Raw genomic sequence first — 16,015 nt, 5'->3', positions numbered from 1 at the left:
CGTCCTCCGGGTCAGTGCGGGAGTTCGGACTTGGGAGCAGCGCCCGGCACCTCGTCGACAGGGACCGTGAGGTTCTGCGTCAGAGATGCGGCGACGGAGTGATCGGGCTCGGCCTCACTCTCGTGGTGCTCGCGCAGCACGATGAGCGACTTCGTCTCGACCGGAAGCACGTCGCCCGGGCGGACGGGCTCCGAGTCGGCGCGGTTGCCGGCCGTGTCGACCAGCACGTCCCACTCGGGCGAGAAGTCGACGTTCGGCAGCGTGAACTCGACGGGCTCGTCGCCCGCGTTGAAGAGCACGATGAAGTGGCTGTCGATGATCTGCTCGCCGCGGCGATCGCGTTCGCGGATGCCGTTGCCGTTGAGGAACACGCCCACGGCACGGCCGAAGCCGGAATCCCAGTCCTCGGGCCGCATGGGCGTGCCGTCGGGACGCAGCCACACGATGTCGGGGACGGGCGCGTCCTCCTCCTGCAGCACCGGACGACCGTCGAAGAAGCGGCTGCGTCGGAACGTCGGATGATCGCGGCGGAGGCGGGACAGCGCTGCGGTGAACTCGATCAGAGGCAGGTCGACGTTCTCCCAGTCGACCCACGTGATCTCGTTGTCCTGCGCGTAGCCGTTGTTGTTGCCGCCCTGCGTGCGACCCAGCTCGTCGCCGTGCAGCAGCATGGGGATCCCCTGGCTCAGCAGCAGCGTCGCGATGAAGTTGCGCTGGGCACGGGCGCGCAGCGTCAGCACCTCGACGTCGTCGGTCGGACCCTCGACGCCGAAGTTGTAGGAGCGGTTGTGGGACTCACCGTCGTTACCGTCCTCGCCGTTCGCCTCGTTGTGCTTCTCGTTGTACGAGACGAGGTCACGGAGGGTGAAGCCGTCGTGGGCGGTCACGAAGTTGACGGATGCGACGGGCCGCCGCCCGGAGTTCTCGTAGAGGTCCGCGGACCCGGTCAGACGTGAGGCGAACTCGCCGAGCGTGGCGGGCTCGCCGCGCCAGAAGTCGCGCACCGTGTCGCGGTACTTGCCGTTCCACTCGGTCCACTGGGGCGGGAAGTTGCCCACCTGGTACCCACCGGGTCCCACATCCCACGGCTCGGCGATGAGCTTCACCTGGCTGACGATCGGATCCTGCTGCACGAGCTCGAAGAAGGCTGCGAGGCGATCGACCTCGTAGAACTCGCGCGCGAGGGTGGCGGCCAGGTCGAACCGGAACCCGTCGACGTGCATCTCGAGCACCCAGTAGCGCAGCGAGTCCATGATGAGCTGCAGCGCGTGCGGGTTGCCGACATTGAGGCTGTTGCCGGTGCCGGTGTAGTCCGTGTAGTAGCGCTTGTCGTCGGCCTCGAGCCGGTAGTAGGCCTCGTTGTCGATGCCCTTCATCGACAACGTGGGCCCGAGGTGGTTGCCCTCGGCCGTGTGGTTGTAGACCACGTCGAGGATCACCTCGATGCCCGCGGCGTGCAGCGCCCGCACCATGCCCTTGAACTCCTGCACCTGCTGCCCGACCTCGCCCGTCGACGAGTACGTGTTCTGCGGCGCGAGGAACGCGATGGTGTTGTAGCCCCAGTAGTTCGACAGCCCCTTCTGCTGCAGGGTGTCGTCGTCGACGAACTGGTGCACGGGCATGAGCTCGATCGCGGTCACGCCGAGCTTTTTGAGGTGCTCGATGATGACCGGATGCGCGATCGCGCTGTACGTGCCCCGGATCTCCTCGGGAATCCCGGGGTGGAGCTGGGTGAGCCCCTTCACGTGAGCTTCGTAGATGAAGGTCTCCGAGTAGGGCGTCTTCGGCTGGCGGTCTCCACCCCAGTCGAAGAAGGGGTTGATGACCACGCCCTTCATCATGTGGGCGGCGGAGTCGTCGTCGTTGCGCGAGTCCGGGTCGCCGAAGTCGTAGCCGAAGAGCGACTGGTCCCAATCGATCTGACCGTCCACGGCCTTCGCGTAGGGATCCAGCAGCAGCTTGTTCGGGTTGAACCGCTTGCCGGATGCGGGGTCGTAGGGGCCGTGCACGCGGTAGCCGTAACGCTGCCCCGGGCCGATGTTGGGCAGGTAGGCGTGCCAGACGAACGCGTCGACCTCGATGATGTCGTGCCGGGTCTCGACGCCGTCGTCATCGAACAGGCACAGCTCGACCCGCTCGGCCCCTTCGCTGAAGAGGGCGAAGTTCGTACCGTTCCCGTCGTACGTCGCCCCCAGGGGATATGCCGATCCGGGCCAGGTGTGCACGTCGTCGCCTCCCGAGGCATCGGATGCAGGGGCTTTCACCCTAATGGACGCGGGGGGCGTGGATTCGTCGGTCACCACCGGAGCATGGCTCATCAGGATGAGGCGGGTGCGGGGCTTGACGCGGACCACCGTGAGGACTCCGGATCCGAGGGCGAGATCACGCTCCCGCGGGCGGGGTGCGGGCAAGAGCCACGCGCTCGGCGAGGTAGGCGCCCAGCGGCATGAACCCGCCCGCCGCGCTCCAGCGCACGAGAGGCCCGTCGGCGCCCAGGCGCAGCGGTGAGGATGCCGCATCCACCGTGTCCGGATCGATCGCCTGCCAGCCGACGTGCACGCTCTGCCCCTCGGCGAATCCGCCACGGAAGGCTGCCGCGGCGATCGCGGCCCGCTCCCGCTGCGACTCGGCCGCGAATCCGCGCCGCACCTCCTCGCGCGCCCGGATGATCTCACCCGTCGCGAGGACGGCGTCCTCAGTCAGCAGCAGGACGCCCAGGTGCCATGCGGAGCCTGCCGGCACGATGCGCGGCGCCGTGGGGATGCCGAGGATGCGGCGGCTGCGCCACGCGCCCAGCGCCTCGCGCGGCACCGCGCCCAGCTCGCGCCGGGCCGCATCCAGCAGTTCGGCCACGGCGTCCACGCGCCGAGCCTAACCGCGCTGCGGCCTCAGACGCGGATGACGTTCGCCGGGCTGCTCGCCTGCCCCCGCTCTCCGTGCACCTCGCGGTGCAGCCGCTCCATGCGCTCGTCGAGCGCGGCCGCGGTCTCGGCCGCCTCGCGCAGGCTCTCGGTGAGCCCCATCGGCACCTGGCGGTCGTACTTGTAGTAGATCTTGTGTTCGAGACTCGCCCAGAAATCCATGGCGATCGTGCGGAACTGCACCTCGACCGGCACGCGTACGGGGCCGGTCGAGAGGAACACGGGCACCTCGACGATCGCGTGCAGGCTCTTGTAGCCGTTCTCCTTGGGGGTCGCGATGTAGTCCTTGACAGTGCGCACGCTGATGTCGTCCTGCTGCGTCAGCAGGTCGAAGAGGCGGTACGCATCCGTCGTGAAGCTGCAGGTGACGCGCACGCCGGCGATGTCGGTGATGTGCTCGCGGATCGAGGCGAAGTCCGACGGGATGCCCTTGCGCGTGACCTTGTCGACGAGGCTGTCGGGCGACTTCAAGCGGCTGGTGACGTGCTCGATCGGGTTGTACTCGTGCATGTGCAGGAACTCGTCGCGCAGGATCGAGATCTTGGTCTCGATCTCCTGCATGCCGAAGCGGTACTCGAGCAGGAACCGCTGGAGCTCGTCACGCACCTCGCGCAGCTGCGCGGGGGACATCATGATCTGTTGCTGCTCGAGCGGCACCTTCATGTCTCCGACCGTACGGGCACCCGCTCGGTGGGTGCTGTGAGGACCGACCGGATCGGCCATGTCACGGCCGGCCCTCACGCTCAGTCCAGGATGCGGGCGGCCTGGCGCGCGGCGCCGAGCGCGACGTACTCGCCGGGCTCCGGAACCTCCACCGGCAGTCCGAAGACCTCGGGCGCCACACGGCGCACCGCCTCGGACTGCGCCGCACCGCCGATCAGCAGCACCCGCTCGAGCGGCACACCCAGCGCGCGGAGGGCGTCGAGACCCGCCCCGAGCCCGGACAGCATGCCCTCCACCGCCGCGCGAGCGAGGTTCTCCCGCGTCGTCGAGGCGAGCGTCATGCCCTCCAGGGATGCGGTCGCGTCCGGCAGGTTGGGGGTGCGCTCCCCCTCGAAGTACGGGATGAGCCGCAGGCCGCCTGCGCCCGGCTGCGCTGTCAGCGCGAGTGCGCTGAGCTCGGCGTGGTCGACGCCGAGCAGCCGCGCGATGGCGTCGAGCACGCGCGCGGCGTTGAGGGTCACGACGATGGGCAGGAAGTTGCCGGATGCGTCGGCGAACCCCGCAACCGTGCCGGTGGCGTCGATCGTGCGTTCGGCGCTGACCGCGAACACCGTGCCGGAGGTGCCGATGGAGACGATCGCATCCCCCGGGACCGCGCCGACACCGAGGGCGGCACCCGCGTTGTCGCCGGCACCCGGGCCGACGCGGCGGCCGACCGCATCCGTCACCCACTCGTCGGGGCCGAGCACGCGCGGCAGCTGGGCGTCGTGACCGAGGGCGGCGACCAGCAGCTCACGGTCGTAGCCGCCGGTCTCGGGCGACCAGTAGCCGGTGCCGGAAGCGTCGGAGCGGTCGGTGACGAGCTCGTCGAGCACGGGACCGAGGGCGCTCTCGCCTGCGGGCCCGTACCCCCGCAGCCGCCAGGTCAGCCAGTCGTGCGGCAGCGCGACGGCGGCCACGCGCGCCGCGTTGTCGGGCTCGTTGTCGCGCAGCCACCGCAGCTTCGTGATCGTGAAGGAGGCGACCGGAACGAGACCCGTGCGCTCGGCGAGCGCTTCGGCGCCGAACTCGGCGGTCAACTGGGCGGCGGCGCCGCCGGAACGGGTGTCGTTCCACAGCAGCGCCGGACGGATGACCCGGCCGTCGGCGTCGAGCGCCACCATTCCGTGCTGCTGCCCGCCGATGGACCACGCGGCGATGTCGTCGAGTCCGTCCGCATCCGCGATGGCCGACTGCAGCGCCTCCCACCAGGCCCCCGGGTCCACCTCGGTGCCGTCCGGATGCGGGGCGCGTCCGGTGCGCACGATGGCACCCGACTCGGCGTCGATCACGACGACCTTGCACGACTGGGTCGACGAGTCGACCCCCAACACCAGCGTCATCGCTGCTCCTTCTTGTCAGGACGTCTGCTTGTTCAGAGGGCGCCTCCCGCATCCGCCCCGCGCACCCATGTCCCACTTTCCGCAGTTTTCGGGGTCGAATCCTGCGGAAAGTGGGACACGGAATGCGGCAAGTGGGACATGGGGCGCCCCACCCGGACCGGATGCGCGCGGCGGGCCGGACCGCGGCGGTCCGGATGCGGGCCCGGGGCCGGATGCGGGTGCGTCAGCCGCGGGCGCCCAGCAGGTGCTCGGTAGCCAGCTGCTGCAGGCGCACGAAGCCGCCGCCCTTGCCGCCCAGGTACGCGTCGGTGTCGAAGTCCTCGTAGGCCGAGCGGTCGGCGAGGAACTGCTCGTACGTCTCGCCGTCGCCCAGGGTCGGCACCGACAGCTCGGGGACCTTGGCGGCGGCGAGCGCCTCCTGCACCTCAGGGTCGGCGCGGAAGGCCGCGGCGCGCTCCTTCAGGAGCAGGTAGGTGCGCATGTTGGCCGCGGCCGACTCCCACACGCCCTTCTCGTCCTCGGTGCGGCTGGGCTTGTAGTCGAAGTGGCGGGGGCCGTCGTACGCGGGAACACCGCCGGGGCCGCCGTTTTCGAGCAGGTCGACGAGCGCGAACGCGTTGTGCAGGTCGCCGTGTCCGAACACGAGGTCCTGGTCGTACTTGATGCCGCGCTGGCCGTTGAGGTCGATGTGGAAGAGCTTGCCGTGATACAGCGCCTGCGCGATGCCGGCGGCGAAGTTCAGGCCCGCCATCTGCTCGTGCCCGACCTCGGGGTTGAGGCCCACGAGCTCGGGACGCTCGAGCGAGTCGATGAAGGCGATCGCGTGGCCGAGCGTCGGCAGCAGGATGTCGCCGCGGGGCTCGTTGGGCTTCGGCTCGATGGCGAACTTGATGTCGTAGCCCTTGTCGGTGACGTAGTCGCCCAGCAGGTTGACGGCCTCGCGGTAGCGCTCGAGGGCGGCACGGATGTCCTTCGCGCTGTCGTACTCGGCGCCCTCACGGCCGCCCCACATGACGAACGTCTTCGCGCCGAGCTCGGCACCCAGGTCGAGCTGGCGGAACACCTTGCGCAGCGCGTAGCGGCGCACGTCGCGGTCGTTGGCCGTGAAGCCGCCGTCCTTGAAGACGGGGGCCGAGAAGAGATTCGTGGTGACCATCGGGATGATCAGGCCGGTGTCGGCGAGTGCGCCCTTGAGGCGATCGATCTGCTTCTGGCGCTCGGCATCGGTGGACCCGAACGCGAAGAGGTCGTCGTCGTGGAAGGTGAGGCCGTAGGCGCCGAGCTCGGCGAGCTTCTCGACGGCGTGGACCACGTCGAGAGGGGGACGGGTGGGCCCGCCGAACGGGTCGGTGCCGTTGTATCCGATGGTCCAGAGGCCGAACGAGAACTTGTCGGCGGGAGTGGGGGCGGGCATGACGCTCCTTCGCGATGCGAGGCGGATATGTTGTTACTCGCAACTTACTACACTGGAGCCATGGACGCCATCGGCATGCGGCAGCGCAACCTCTCCCGCATCCTTCAACTCGTGCACCGCGAGGGCGCCCTCTCGCGCGCCGCCCTCACCGAGGCGACGGGACTCAACCGCTCGACGGTCGCGGCCCTCGTCGCCGAGCTGGCGGCGCAGCAGCTCGTCGCAGAGAAAGCGCCCGACCCCGCCAGGCGGGCGGGGCGCCCCTCCCCGATGGTGGCCCCGCAGTCCCGCACGGTCGCGATCGCGGTCAACCCGGAAGTCGACGCGGTCACCCTCGCCGCCGTCGGGCTCGACCTCTCGATCCCCGTCCGCGCTCGCGTCACGATGCCGGAGTCCCCCACGCCCACCCAAACGGCGACGCTCGTCGCCGAGCACATCGACCGTTGGCGGCGCGCGGAGCTCGCCGATCACCGCATCGTGGGCGTCGGACTCGCCGTCCCCGGCCTCGTCCGCACCGGCGACGGTCTCGTGCGCGACGCCCCTCACCTCGGGTGGCGGGATGTCCCCCTGGCCGAGCTCATCCGCGACGCGACGGGACTTCCCACCGCCATCGGCAACGACGCGAGCCTCGGCGTGCTCGCCGAGCACCTCTTCGGCGCCGCGCGCGGCACGGCCGACGTCGTCTACCTCAACGGCGGCGCGAGCGGTATCGGCGGTGGCGTCATCGTCGCGGGCCAACCGCTGGCCGGCACCGGCGGGTACGCGGGCGAGTTCGGGCAGAACCGGCCGGGGATCGAGGACGCGGCCGATCGCCGGGTACCCGGCGGCGTGCTGGAGGACGAGGTCAACCGCTCGCTCCTGCTGGCCGCCCTCGGGTTGACGGATGCCGACGACGCGCAGCTCACGGATGCGGTCGCCGCCGCAGCCGGAGACGCCCGCGCCGAGATCGAGCGACAGCAGCGCATCCTCGCGACGGCGCTGGCGAACGCGGTGAACGTCCTCAACCCGAGCGTCGTCGTGCTCGGCGGGTTCCTCGCGGCGCTGTGCGCGAGCGACCTGGGCGCACTCGGAGACGCAGTGCGCGCCCAGGCGATGCCCGCGTGCGCCGAGCCCCTCCAGCTGCGCCTCGCGTCGCTCGCGGAGGACCGCCTGCTCATCGGGGCCGGCGAACTCGCCTTCGCCGACCTCCTCGCCGACCCTTCGGAGTTCAGCCCGCGCTGAGCGTGAAACGCGTGATGCGCGCCTGACCCGATCCGACCGCCACCGGTCCCACCCAGGCACCGATGAACCCACGCGGCGGCCTGGGAGCCAGCACGTCGAGCTCGCAGGAGGCCAGCTCTTCCTCGCCCACGAAGACCCGCGCTGTGAGATCCCGGATGCGGAGGGTGAGCTCGAGCTCGTCACCGAGGGCGTCGCCTCCGAGCGACAGGCGTCCGATCTCGGCTCCGGCGAGCACCGCGATCGCCTCGCCGGCGCCGGTCACCGACAGCTCCAGCTGCTGAGCATCGGAGACCCGCAGCAGGATGCCCGCGCGGAACGCGTCGTCTTGCGCAGCGATCCGTACGCGCAGCGACACGTCGCTGTTCTCGTCGGGCAGACGCCGACCGAGGAACGAGACACCCGCCGTGCTCGACGGCTCGGCACCACCGGGAAGCAGCAGGCCGTCGGCACCCCAGCTCGCAAACTCCTCCGGCAGGCGCCCGGCGCCGTTCCATTCGAGGTCGAGCAGCTCGCCGGCGAAGTGCTCCTCGATGCGGGTCGGCCAGGGGCGCTGGTCCGGCACGCCCTCCGCCGTCACCACAGCCTCGACCCGCCCGACACCCGGCGCGAACAGCGGACGGCCGTCGGCCCAGGCGACCGGCACGAGGGAGGTCCGGCGCCCGAGGATTCCGCGGCGCCCGTCCACCGGATGCAGCGCCAGCACCGTCGCCCAGCTGCGGCCGTCGCCGTCCTCCACCAGATCGGCGTGGCCCACGGCGACGATCGGCGCCACGGGCCCGAGATCACGGTGCGAGAGACGCGGGTTTCCCGCATCCGGCGTGTACGGACCGTCGATGCGATCGGCGTAGGCGACGCACACCGCGTGCTCGAGGTCGGTCCCGCCCTCGGCGACCAGCAGCATCCATCCGCCATCCGGATGCGGCAGAAGATGCGGACCCTCGGCCCAGACCGCCCCCACGGCGGCTCCCGTCCAGATCACGACCGGCTCGCTGCCGAGCGCGCCCGTGGCGATGTCGAGCTCCGCCACCCACACCTCGGTGCGGCCGGGCCAGTACCCCTCCACCGCCTCCCGCGTGCCGCAGAGCCAGACGCGATCGCCGTCGACCGTGATCGAGGGGTCGAATCCGCCCACGCCGTCGATCCACACGGGGTCGGACCAGGGACCCTCGGGAGCACTCGCCGTCACCAGGAAGTGGCCGGTGCGCCCGGCCCACTCGCCCTCCTCGGGTCCGACGACGGTGCAGACCACGACGAGCCGACCGTTCACCTCGCGCACCGTCGGCGCATACGTGCCGGAGGACGAGGTCAGCCCGGACAGGTCGATCTGCCCCGGGCGGTGTAGCGCGTGCCCCGCGAGCGTCCAGTTCACGAGATCGTCGGAGACGTGGACGGGGAGTCCCGGCAGGTACTCGAAGCTCGAAGTCACGAGGACGTAGCGGTCGCCGAAGCGGCAGATGCTGGGGTCCGGATGACAGCCCGGCAGGATGGGATTGCGGTAACGACCCATGGATGCTCCTTCGCGTGATGGTCGGGTGCCGCCCGGTGCGGGCGGTGGTCTCAGCGCTCCACGCGCGGCGGGGCGGTGGTGGCGCGCGGGACGAGCCGGGTCGCGAGCCGGACGTGCGTCGCATCCAGTTCTTCGCCGTTCATGAGGGCGAGGACCATGGTCGCGGCGGCGGCGCCGAGGCGTTGCATGGGCTGGCGGACGGTCGAGAGGGGCAGCGCTGCGCGGGCGGCCTCGGGGACGTCATCGAACCCGATGACCGACAGGTCCTCCGGCACCGAGAGCCCCAGCTCGTGCGCGACGTCGATGATCGAGAGCGCGGAGAGGTCGTTGGCGGCGAAGATCGCCGTGGGGCGGTGCGGCGACGAGAGCATCTGCACGGCTGCCTCGCGGGCGATGTCACCGTGGTACCGGCCGACGCCGACGAGGTTCGCATCGAACGGGATGCCGGCCTCGGAGAGCGCGACCCGGTAGCCCGCGTCTCGCGCGGCGGACGAGCGCAGGTCCGGGCGGCCGGCGATGAAGCCGATGCGGCGGTGCCCGAGTTCGACGAGATGGCGAACCGCCTGCTGCGCGCCGGTGAAGCTGTCGGACTCGACGGTCGGGAGATCGGCGCGGCCGGTGTGCGGGTCGACGGCGACGATCGGCACGTCCGATGCGACGTTCACGATCGTGGGGGTCACCATGATCGCCCCGTCGATGAGCGTTCCGCTGAGCCGGCTCAGGGAGCGGCGCTCCCATCCCGTCCCCTCCTGGTGCGAACCGCTGTAGGCCAGCACATCGTGACCGGAATCGGCCAGCGCGGTTCCGACGCCCTTGAGCACCTCCGCGGAGAAGGGCTCGAAATCGGCGACGAGAACGCCGATCACGCCCGTGCGCCGTGAGCGCATGCTCGAGGCGACGAGGCTGGACTCGTACCCCAGCTCATCGACCGCCGACAGCACGCGCGCCACCGTCTCCTCCGCCACGCCGTACCGGCCGTTGACGGCTTTCGAGACGGTCGCGACGGACACACCGGCGGCGGCGGCGACGTCGTGAATCGTGACCCTTCGGACCATGACGCCTCAGCGTAGACCACCGGAAAAGGTTTTCGAAAACGTTTGACACCCTTTCGGGTGGTTGCCACACTGACACCGCTCGAACCCTTCGAGCCCCCGCACGACGCCACGTCGAGGCAGCGACGCCACGGATGCTCGTGCCCACAGCAGCACCTCGGGGTGCGACTCGATGAAGAGAAAAGGTGGATCACATGAGAACCAAGAAGTTGCTGGTCGGTGCTGCTGCGCTGGCCATGAGCGCCCTGGCGCTCGCCGGGTGTAGCGGCGGCGGCGACTCCGGCGAGAACGGCGGCGATGTCACGCTGACCTTCTGGCACAACTCGACCACGGGTGACGGCAAGCAGTACTGGGTCGACACGGCCGCCGCCTTCGAGAAGGCCAACCCCGGCGTGAAGATCGAGATCCAGTCGATCCAGAACGAGGAGATGGACGGCAAGCTCCAGACCGCCCTCAACTCGGGCGACGCCCCCGACATCTTCATGGCGCGCGGCGGCGGCAAGCTCGCCGATGTGGTCAAGGCGGGTCAGGCCATGGACCTCACCGACGGCCTGACGCAGGCGACGAAGGACGCGATGGGCGGCTCGCTCTCCGCCTTCGCGATCGACGGCAAGAACTACGGCGTTCCGACCGCCGTCCTGCCCTCCGGCATCTACTACGCGTCCGATCTGTTCACCCAGGCCGGCGTCACCGAGACCCCCACCACGATCGACGAGCTCGAGGCGGCCGACGAGAAGCTCCGCGCGGCGGGCGTCGACCCGATCGCCGTCGGCGCGAAGGACGCATGGCCCGCCGCGCACTGGTATTACAACTTCGCCCTCCGCGCCTGCTCGAAGGACGCCCTCGACAAGGCGGCCTCCGACCGGTCCTTCGACGACCCGTGCTGGCTGGAAGCGGGCGAGAACCTCGAGGCCTTCATCAAGACCAACCCCTTCAACGAGGGCTTCCTCACCACGACCGCGCAGCAGGGCGCCGGCTCGTCGGCCGGCCTGCTGGCCAACCACCAGGCCGCGATGGAGCTCATGGGCGCCTGGGACCCGGGTGTGATCGCCTCGCTGACGCCGAACGAGGAGCCTCTCGCCGACCTCAAGTGGTTCCCCTTCCCCGAGGTCTCGGGCGGTAAGGGCGAGGCAGGCGCCATGATGGGCGGCGTCGACGGCTTCAGCTGCTGGGTCAACGCGCCCAAGCAGTGCGTCGACTTCCTGAACTTCATCGCCGAGAAGGAGAACCAGGAAGGCTACGCGAAGGCGTTCCAGACCCTTCCGGCATCCACCGAAGCGCAGAGCGTCGTGACCGACCCCGCTCTGGTCGACGTCCTCAAGAGCTACAACGACGCGCCCTACGTGGTCGTGTGGCTCGACACCCTGTACGGCCAGAACGTGGGCAACGCGCTCAACGTCGCCGTCGTCGACCTGTTCGCCGGCAAGGGCACGCCGCAGGGCATCGTCGATGCCGTCAACGCCGCGGCCGCGAAGTCCTGAGAGGTCGATGACGATGGCTTCCGTTCGCGAACACGCGAGTACCGTCGCTGACGCGGCGGACAGCCTTCCGCCGGTGGGCGGTGCCGCATCCGCGGCATCGCCCACCCGGCCCCGCCGACGCGGGGGCAGGTGGCGCCTGCGCGCCGAGCTGCTCCTGCTGCTCGGCCCCGCCCTGATCGTCTTCGTCTCGTTCGTGATCTTCCCGGTCGCGATGGCGGCGTTCTACGGCTTCTTCAGCTGGTCGGGCTACGGCGCCCCCACCGACTTCGTCGGCATCCGCAACTACGTCACGATCCTCACCGACCCGGCCTTCCACGAGGCCCTGGGCCACAACGGCTTCATCGTCGTGATGTCGCTCGTGATGCAGGGACCGCTCGCTCTCGGGCTCGCACTGCTGCTGAACCGCAAGATGCGGTTCCAGTCCCTCATCCGCGTGCTCATCTTCGTGCCGTACGTCATCTCCGAGGTCGTCGTCGGCCTCGGCTGGGGACTGCTTCTGCAGTCGAACGGCGCACTGAACGGGCTGCTCGAGAAGATCGGCCTCGGCGCTCTCGCGAACGACTGGATCTCGAATCCCTCGCTCGCGATCTGGACGCTCATGGTCATCATCACGTGGAAGTACGTCGGCTTCGCCGTCATCCTCTTCCTCGCAGGCCTCCAGGGCATCCCGGAGGAGCTGTCGGAGGCGGCCGCGATCGACGGCGCGTCGTACTGGCAGATCCAGCGCCACATCGTGCTGCCGCTCATGGGACCGACGATCCGCATCTGGGCCTTCCTCTCGGTGATCGGATCGCTCCAGCTGTTCGATCTCGTGTGGATCGTGTGGGGTCAGTACGTCGCCTCGACGGCGGGCACCTCCACCATGGCCACCTACATGGTCGCCAACGGGCGCAACGCCGGCAGCTACGGCTACGGCAGCGCGGTCGCGGTCGTCATGTTCCTCATCTCGCTGGCGGTCGCACTGCTCTACCAGCGCTTCGTCCTGCGCCGCGACACCGCCGGCGCCATCACGGGAGGTGCCCGATGACCGCCACCGCCGCCGTCGTCACCCCGGGCCGGCGCACGCCGACCCGCCGACACTCCAGCGGCCTTCCCGGCCAGCGGAAGTCGTCCAACCTCGCCGTCTACTTCGTCGCCCTCGTGCTCGTCGCCCTGATGCTGGCGCCCGTCGCATACGTCATCTTCGGCGGGTTTCGCACGAACTCCGAGATCACCCTCGACCCGTCCGGCCTTCCGACCACGTGGAACTGGGAGAACTACGTCAACGTCCTGGCCAGCGGTGTCTTCTGGCGACAGGTGGGCAACTCGCTCATCGCCGCCGTGGCCACGACGCTGTTCGTGGTCGTCCTCGGGCTCATGGCCGCCTTCGCTCTGGCGCGGTACAACTTCCGCGGACGCGGTGCGTTCTACGCGCTGTTCACCGCCGGACTCATGTTCCCGATGACCGTCGCGATCACACCGCTGTACATCCTCGTGCGCGACCTCGGCCTCATGAACTCCCTGGCGGGCGTCATCGTGCCGCAGATCGCCTTCGGCCTGCCGATGACGATCATCATCCTCGTCCCCTTCCTCGCAGCGATCCCCCATGAGCTCCAGGAAGCCGCATCCATCGACGGATGCTCGCGCCTCGGCTTCTTCTGGCGCATGGTGGTCCCGCTCGCGGTGCCCGGCATCATCACCGTCGGCATCCTCGTCTTCGTCCAGAGTTGGAACTCCTACATGCTCCCGCTGTTCATCCTCAACAACGAGGCGTCCTTCACGCTGCCGCTGGGCACGCAGGCGTTCGCGTCGCAGTACTCGGTCGACACGGCCAAGGTGCTCGCGTTCACCTCGCTGTCGATGATCCCCGCCCTCGTGTTCTTCAGCCTCTTCGAGCGCCGCATCGTCGGCGGTCTGACCGGGGCGGTGAAGGGCTGATGTCGCTCGAACAGGATGCGGCCGTGTCCGCCGCGGCCCCCAGCTCCCGCGTCGTCGATCTGCTGGGGCAGATGACCCTCGAGGAGAAGCTCGCTCAGCTCGTCGGATTCTGGATCGACCAGGGCGACGAAGTCGTGGCGCCGATGGCCGGCGAGATGGCCGGCTCCACGCGCTACGCGGATGCGTCGGTACACGGCATCGGCCACCTGACCCGCGTCTACGGCACGCGCCCGGTCGACCCGGTCGAGCGCGCCCAGTGGCTGTGGTCGGAGCAGCGCCGGCTGCGGGAACAGACGCGGCTGGGCATCCCCGCGATCGTGCACGAGGAGTGCCTCACGGGCCTGGCCGCGTGGCAGGCGGCGACGTTCCCGACCCCCCTCGCCTGGGGCGCGGCGTTCGATCCCGAGCTGGTGGCCGAAGTCGGTGAGGTGATCGGCGAGTCGATGCGCGAACTGGGCATCCACCAGGGCCTCGCGCCCGTGCTCGACGTCATCCGCGACCCGCGCTGGGGACGCGTCGACGAGTGCATCGGCGAGGACCCGTACCTCGTGGGAACCGTCGGCACGGCATATGTGCGGGGTCTGCAGGATGCGGGCGTGCACGCGACCCTCAAGCACTTCGCGGCCTACTCCGCCTCGCAGGCGGGCCGCAATCATGCTCCCGTGCACGCCGGCCGGCGCGAGCTGCAAGACGTGTTCCTGCCGCCGTTCGAGATGGCCGTCCGCGACGGCGGCGCGCGCAGCGTCATGAACTCCTACGCCGACATCGACGGCGTCCCGGTCGCCGCATCCGGCGAAATGCTGACGGGGCTGCTTCGCGAGGAGTGGGGCTTCGACGGCGTCGTCGTCTCGGACTACTTCTCCGTGGCGTTCCTCGAGACGATGCACAAGATCGCGGCGGACCGCGGCGAGGCGGCGGCGCTCGCGCTCGCGGCGGGCATCGATGTGGAGCTTCCCACCGGCGACGCGTACGCGGAGCCTCTCGCCCAGCGCGTCCGCGAGGGAGTGGTGCCCATCGCCGACGTCGACCGCGCGGTGCTGCGTGTGCTCACCCAGAAGGAGGAGCTCGGCCTGCTGGATGCCACCTTCGAGGAACCGGCACCCGCATCCGTCGATCTCGACACCCCTCGCCACCGCGAGCTCGCCCGCCGCCTGGCCGACGAGTCGATCGTGCTGCTCTCCAACGACGGCGTCCTGCCGCTCGCCGAGCCCACGCGCATCGCGCTGATCGGACCGAACGCGGATGCGGCCTCGGCACTGATGGGCTGCTACTCGTTCGTCAACCACGTACTGGCGCACCATCCCGGCGTTCCGATGGGATTCGAGATCCCGTCGCTGCGGGAGGCCCTGACGGCGCGCTACCCCGGCGCATCGTTCGACGTCGCCGAAGGATGCGCCGTCGAGGGCGACGACCGCTCCGGCTTCACGGCCGCGATCGATGCCGCCCGCGGCGCCGAGGTGGCGATCGTCGCGGTGGGCGACCGCGCCGGGCTCTTCGGCCGGGGAACGGTCGGCGAGGGCAACGACGTGGAGTCGCTCGAGCTGCCCGGCGTGCAGCGCGAGCTGGTCGAGCGCATCGTCGCCACCGGCACGCCCGTCGTCCTGGTCGTGCTGTCGGGCCGCCCCTACGCGATCGACTGGGCGCTCGAGGGCGAGACCGCGCCGGCGGCGGTGCTGCAGTCATTCTTCCCCGGCGAGGAGGGTGCCACTGCCTTGGCCTCCCTTCTCGCCGGGGATTCGGTACCGTCGGGGCGGCTGCCCGTCTCCCTCCCGCGGTCGGCGGGAGCGCAGCCGTACAGCTACCTGCATCCGCTGCTGGGCGCGGCGAACGAGATCACGAGCGCGGACAGCACCCCGGTGCGGCCGTTCGGCTTCGGCCTCTCCTATACGAGGTTCGCGCACCGCGACCTCGAGGTGGATGCGGACGCGAGCACGGCGGGCGGGTTCACGGCGCGCGTCGTGGTCGAGAACGTCGGCAACCGATCCGGCGTCGACGTGGTGCAGCTGTACACGCACGACCCGGTCGCCTCGGTGACCCGCCCGGTCGCGCAGCTCGTGGGCTACGCCCGCGTCGAGCTCGCCGCCGGCGGGCGGGCCACGGTGGAGTTCGCCGTCCCCGCCGCGCGACTCGCATTCTCCGACCGCGGCTATCGCCGGGTGGTGGAACCCGGCGCCCTCGAGGTCTGGGTCGGACCGTCCTGCGACGAGCGCGAGACGGTGGCCGAGACCACTCTTGCGGGAGGGGTGCATGAGATCACGGCGCGCGACGAGCGACTCACGGTGGTGAGCATCACGTCGTAGGCGCCGCGCGGGACGGGCCGGCGCGCGCTGGGGGGACAGTTCGCGCGCCGGCCTCTTCGCGCCCGCCCCGCATCCGCCACACTTTTGCGCAACCGCCACAGACAACCACTGCCGCGCCTGCGCAAAAGTGGCGCACCTGCGCACATGCGACGCAACTCGG

12 protein-coding genes are annotated in these 16,015 nt (G+C 70.2%); 5 read left to right on the top strand and 7 right to left on the bottom strand.

All coding sequences use genetic code 11. The features are described from left to right. Window positions 1-11 precede the first annotated feature (11 nt). The 5 genes from glgX to xylA all read right to left on the bottom strand — a co-directional run bounded on the left by glgX (window position 12) and on the right by xylA (window position 6,380). Complete coding sequence (gene glgX, locus KYX17_RS25685; RefSeq protein ID WP_243231232.1) at window positions 12-2,225, bottom strand: glycogen debranching protein GlgX; 2,214 nt, start codon at window positions 2,223-2,225, stop codon at window positions 12-14. 157 nt (window positions 2,226-2,382) lie between these two features. Continuing rightward, window positions 2,383-2,862, bottom strand: coding sequence for a glutaminase (locus tag KYX17_RS25680; RefSeq protein WP_243231228.1), 480 nt, complete (start codon window positions 2,860-2,862; stop codon window positions 2,383-2,385). Between the two features lie 26 nt (window positions 2,863-2,888). Continuing rightward, on the bottom strand, window positions 2,889-3,584 hold the full coding sequence (locus KYX17_RS25675) for a GTP pyrophosphokinase family protein (RefSeq protein ID WP_243231226.1): 696 nt from the start codon (window positions 3,582-3,584) through the stop codon (window positions 2,889-2,891). A gap of 80 nt (window positions 3,585-3,664) precedes the next feature. Further along, complete coding sequence (gene xylB / locus KYX17_RS25670) at window positions 3,665-4,966, bottom strand: xylulokinase (RefSeq protein ID WP_243231225.1); 1,302 nt, start codon at window positions 4,964-4,966, stop codon at window positions 3,665-3,667. A 223-nt stretch (window positions 4,967-5,189) separates the two neighbouring features. Beyond that, window positions 5,190-6,380, bottom strand: a complete 1,191-nt coding sequence (gene xylA / locus KYX17_RS25665) for a xylose isomerase (protein ID WP_243231224.1) — start codon at window positions 6,378-6,380, stop codon at window positions 5,190-5,192. A 60-nt stretch (window positions 6,381-6,440) separates the two neighbouring features. On the opposite strand from xylA, the gene KYX17_RS25660 reads away from it, so the two are divergent. Continuing rightward, the gene (locus KYX17_RS25660; RefSeq protein WP_243231222.1) at window positions 6,441-7,598 is read left to right on the top strand and encodes an ROK family protein; all 1,158 of its coding nucleotides are present in this window, start codon (window positions 6,441-6,443) and stop codon (window positions 7,596-7,598) included. On the opposite strand, the gene KYX17_RS25655 is transcribed toward KYX17_RS25660, so the two are convergent. Then, window positions 7,585-9,105 carry a glycoside hydrolase family 43 protein gene (locus KYX17_RS25655; RefSeq protein WP_243231219.1) on the bottom strand — a complete coding sequence of 507 codons (1,521 nt, stop codon included), beginning with the start codon at window positions 9,103-9,105 and terminating at the stop codon, window positions 7,585-7,587. The two genes, KYX17_RS25660 and KYX17_RS25655, sit on opposite strands and share 14 nt — an antisense overlap. Window positions 9,106-9,155: 50 nt before the next feature. Next, on the bottom strand, window positions 9,156-10,160 hold the full coding sequence (locus tag KYX17_RS25650) for a LacI family DNA-binding transcriptional regulator (RefSeq protein ID WP_243231216.1): 1,005 nt from the start codon (window positions 10,158-10,160) through the stop codon (window positions 9,156-9,158). Between the two features lie 191 nt (window positions 10,161-10,351). Here KYX17_RS25650 and KYX17_RS25645 point away from each other — a divergent pair, with 191 nt between their 5' ends. From KYX17_RS25645 to KYX17_RS25630, 4 genes are read left to right on the top strand one after another with little or no spacing between them, the layout of a single operon-like run. Continuing rightward, the gene (locus KYX17_RS25645; RefSeq protein WP_243231215.1) at window positions 10,352-11,638 is read left to right on the top strand and encodes an extracellular solute-binding protein; all 1,287 of its coding nucleotides are present in this window, start codon (window positions 10,352-10,354) and stop codon (window positions 11,636-11,638) included. Window positions 11,639-11,651: 13 nt separating this feature from the next. After that, on the top strand, window positions 11,652-12,665 hold the full coding sequence (locus KYX17_RS25640; RefSeq protein ID WP_137418124.1) for a carbohydrate ABC transporter permease: 1,014 nt from the start codon (window positions 11,652-11,654) through the stop codon (window positions 12,663-12,665). Beyond that, entirely contained in the window at window positions 12,662-13,555 is an 894-nt protein-coding gene (locus KYX17_RS25635) for a carbohydrate ABC transporter permease (protein WP_243231207.1), read from the top strand. Before KYX17_RS25640 ends, KYX17_RS25635 begins: the two co-directional genes overlap by 4 nt. Continuing rightward, on the top strand, window positions 13,555-15,855 hold the full coding sequence (locus KYX17_RS25630; protein WP_243231206.1) for a glycoside hydrolase family 3 N-terminal domain-containing protein: 2,301 nt from the start codon (window positions 13,555-13,557) through the stop codon (window positions 15,853-15,855). The genes KYX17_RS25635 and KYX17_RS25630 overlap by 1 nt, the downstream gene beginning before the upstream one ends. Window positions 15,856-16,015 lie beyond the last annotated feature (160 nt).

The sequence above is a fragment of the Microbacterium sp. CIAB417 genome (assembly GCF_022788845.1).
The sequence above is the reverse complement of the archived record's forward strand: the minus strand, read 5'-3'. Positions and strand labels throughout refer to the sequence as shown.

Coding starts and splice junctions, on each gene's coding strand:
- xylB (WP_243231225.1), bottom strand. CDS start 4,966: ATGACGCTGGTGTTGGGGGTCGACTCGTCGACCCAGTCGTGCAAGGTC.
- KYX17_RS25660 (WP_243231222.1), top strand. CDS start 6,441: ATGGACGCCATCGGCATGCGGCAGCGCAACCTCTCCCGCATCCTTCAA.
- KYX17_RS25675 (WP_243231226.1), bottom strand. CDS start 3,584: ATGAAGGTGCCGCTCGAGCAGCAACAGATCATGATGTCCCCCGCGCAG.
- KYX17_RS25635 (WP_243231207.1), top strand. CDS start 12,662: ATGACCGCCACCGCCGCCGTCGTCACCCCGGGCCGGCGCACGCCGACC.
- KYX17_RS25655 (WP_243231219.1), bottom strand. CDS start 9,105: ATGGGTCGTTACCGCAATCCCATCCTGCCGGGCTGTCATCCGGACCCC.
- KYX17_RS25645 (WP_243231215.1), top strand. CDS start 10,352: ATGAGAACCAAGAAGTTGCTGGTCGGTGCTGCTGCGCTGGCCATGAGC.
- KYX17_RS25650 (WP_243231216.1), bottom strand. CDS start 10,160: ATGGTCCGAAGGGTCACGATTCACGACGTCGCCGCCGCCGCCGGTGTG.
- KYX17_RS25640 (WP_137418124.1), top strand. CDS start 11,652: ATGGCTTCCGTTCGCGAACACGCGAGTACCGTCGCTGACGCGGCGGAC.
- KYX17_RS25630 (WP_243231206.1), top strand. CDS start 13,555: ATGTCGCTCGAACAGGATGCGGCCGTGTCCGCCGCGGCCCCCAGCTCC.
- xylA (WP_243231224.1), bottom strand. CDS start 6,380: ATGCCCGCCCCCACTCCCGCCGACAAGTTCTCGTTCGGCCTCTGGACC.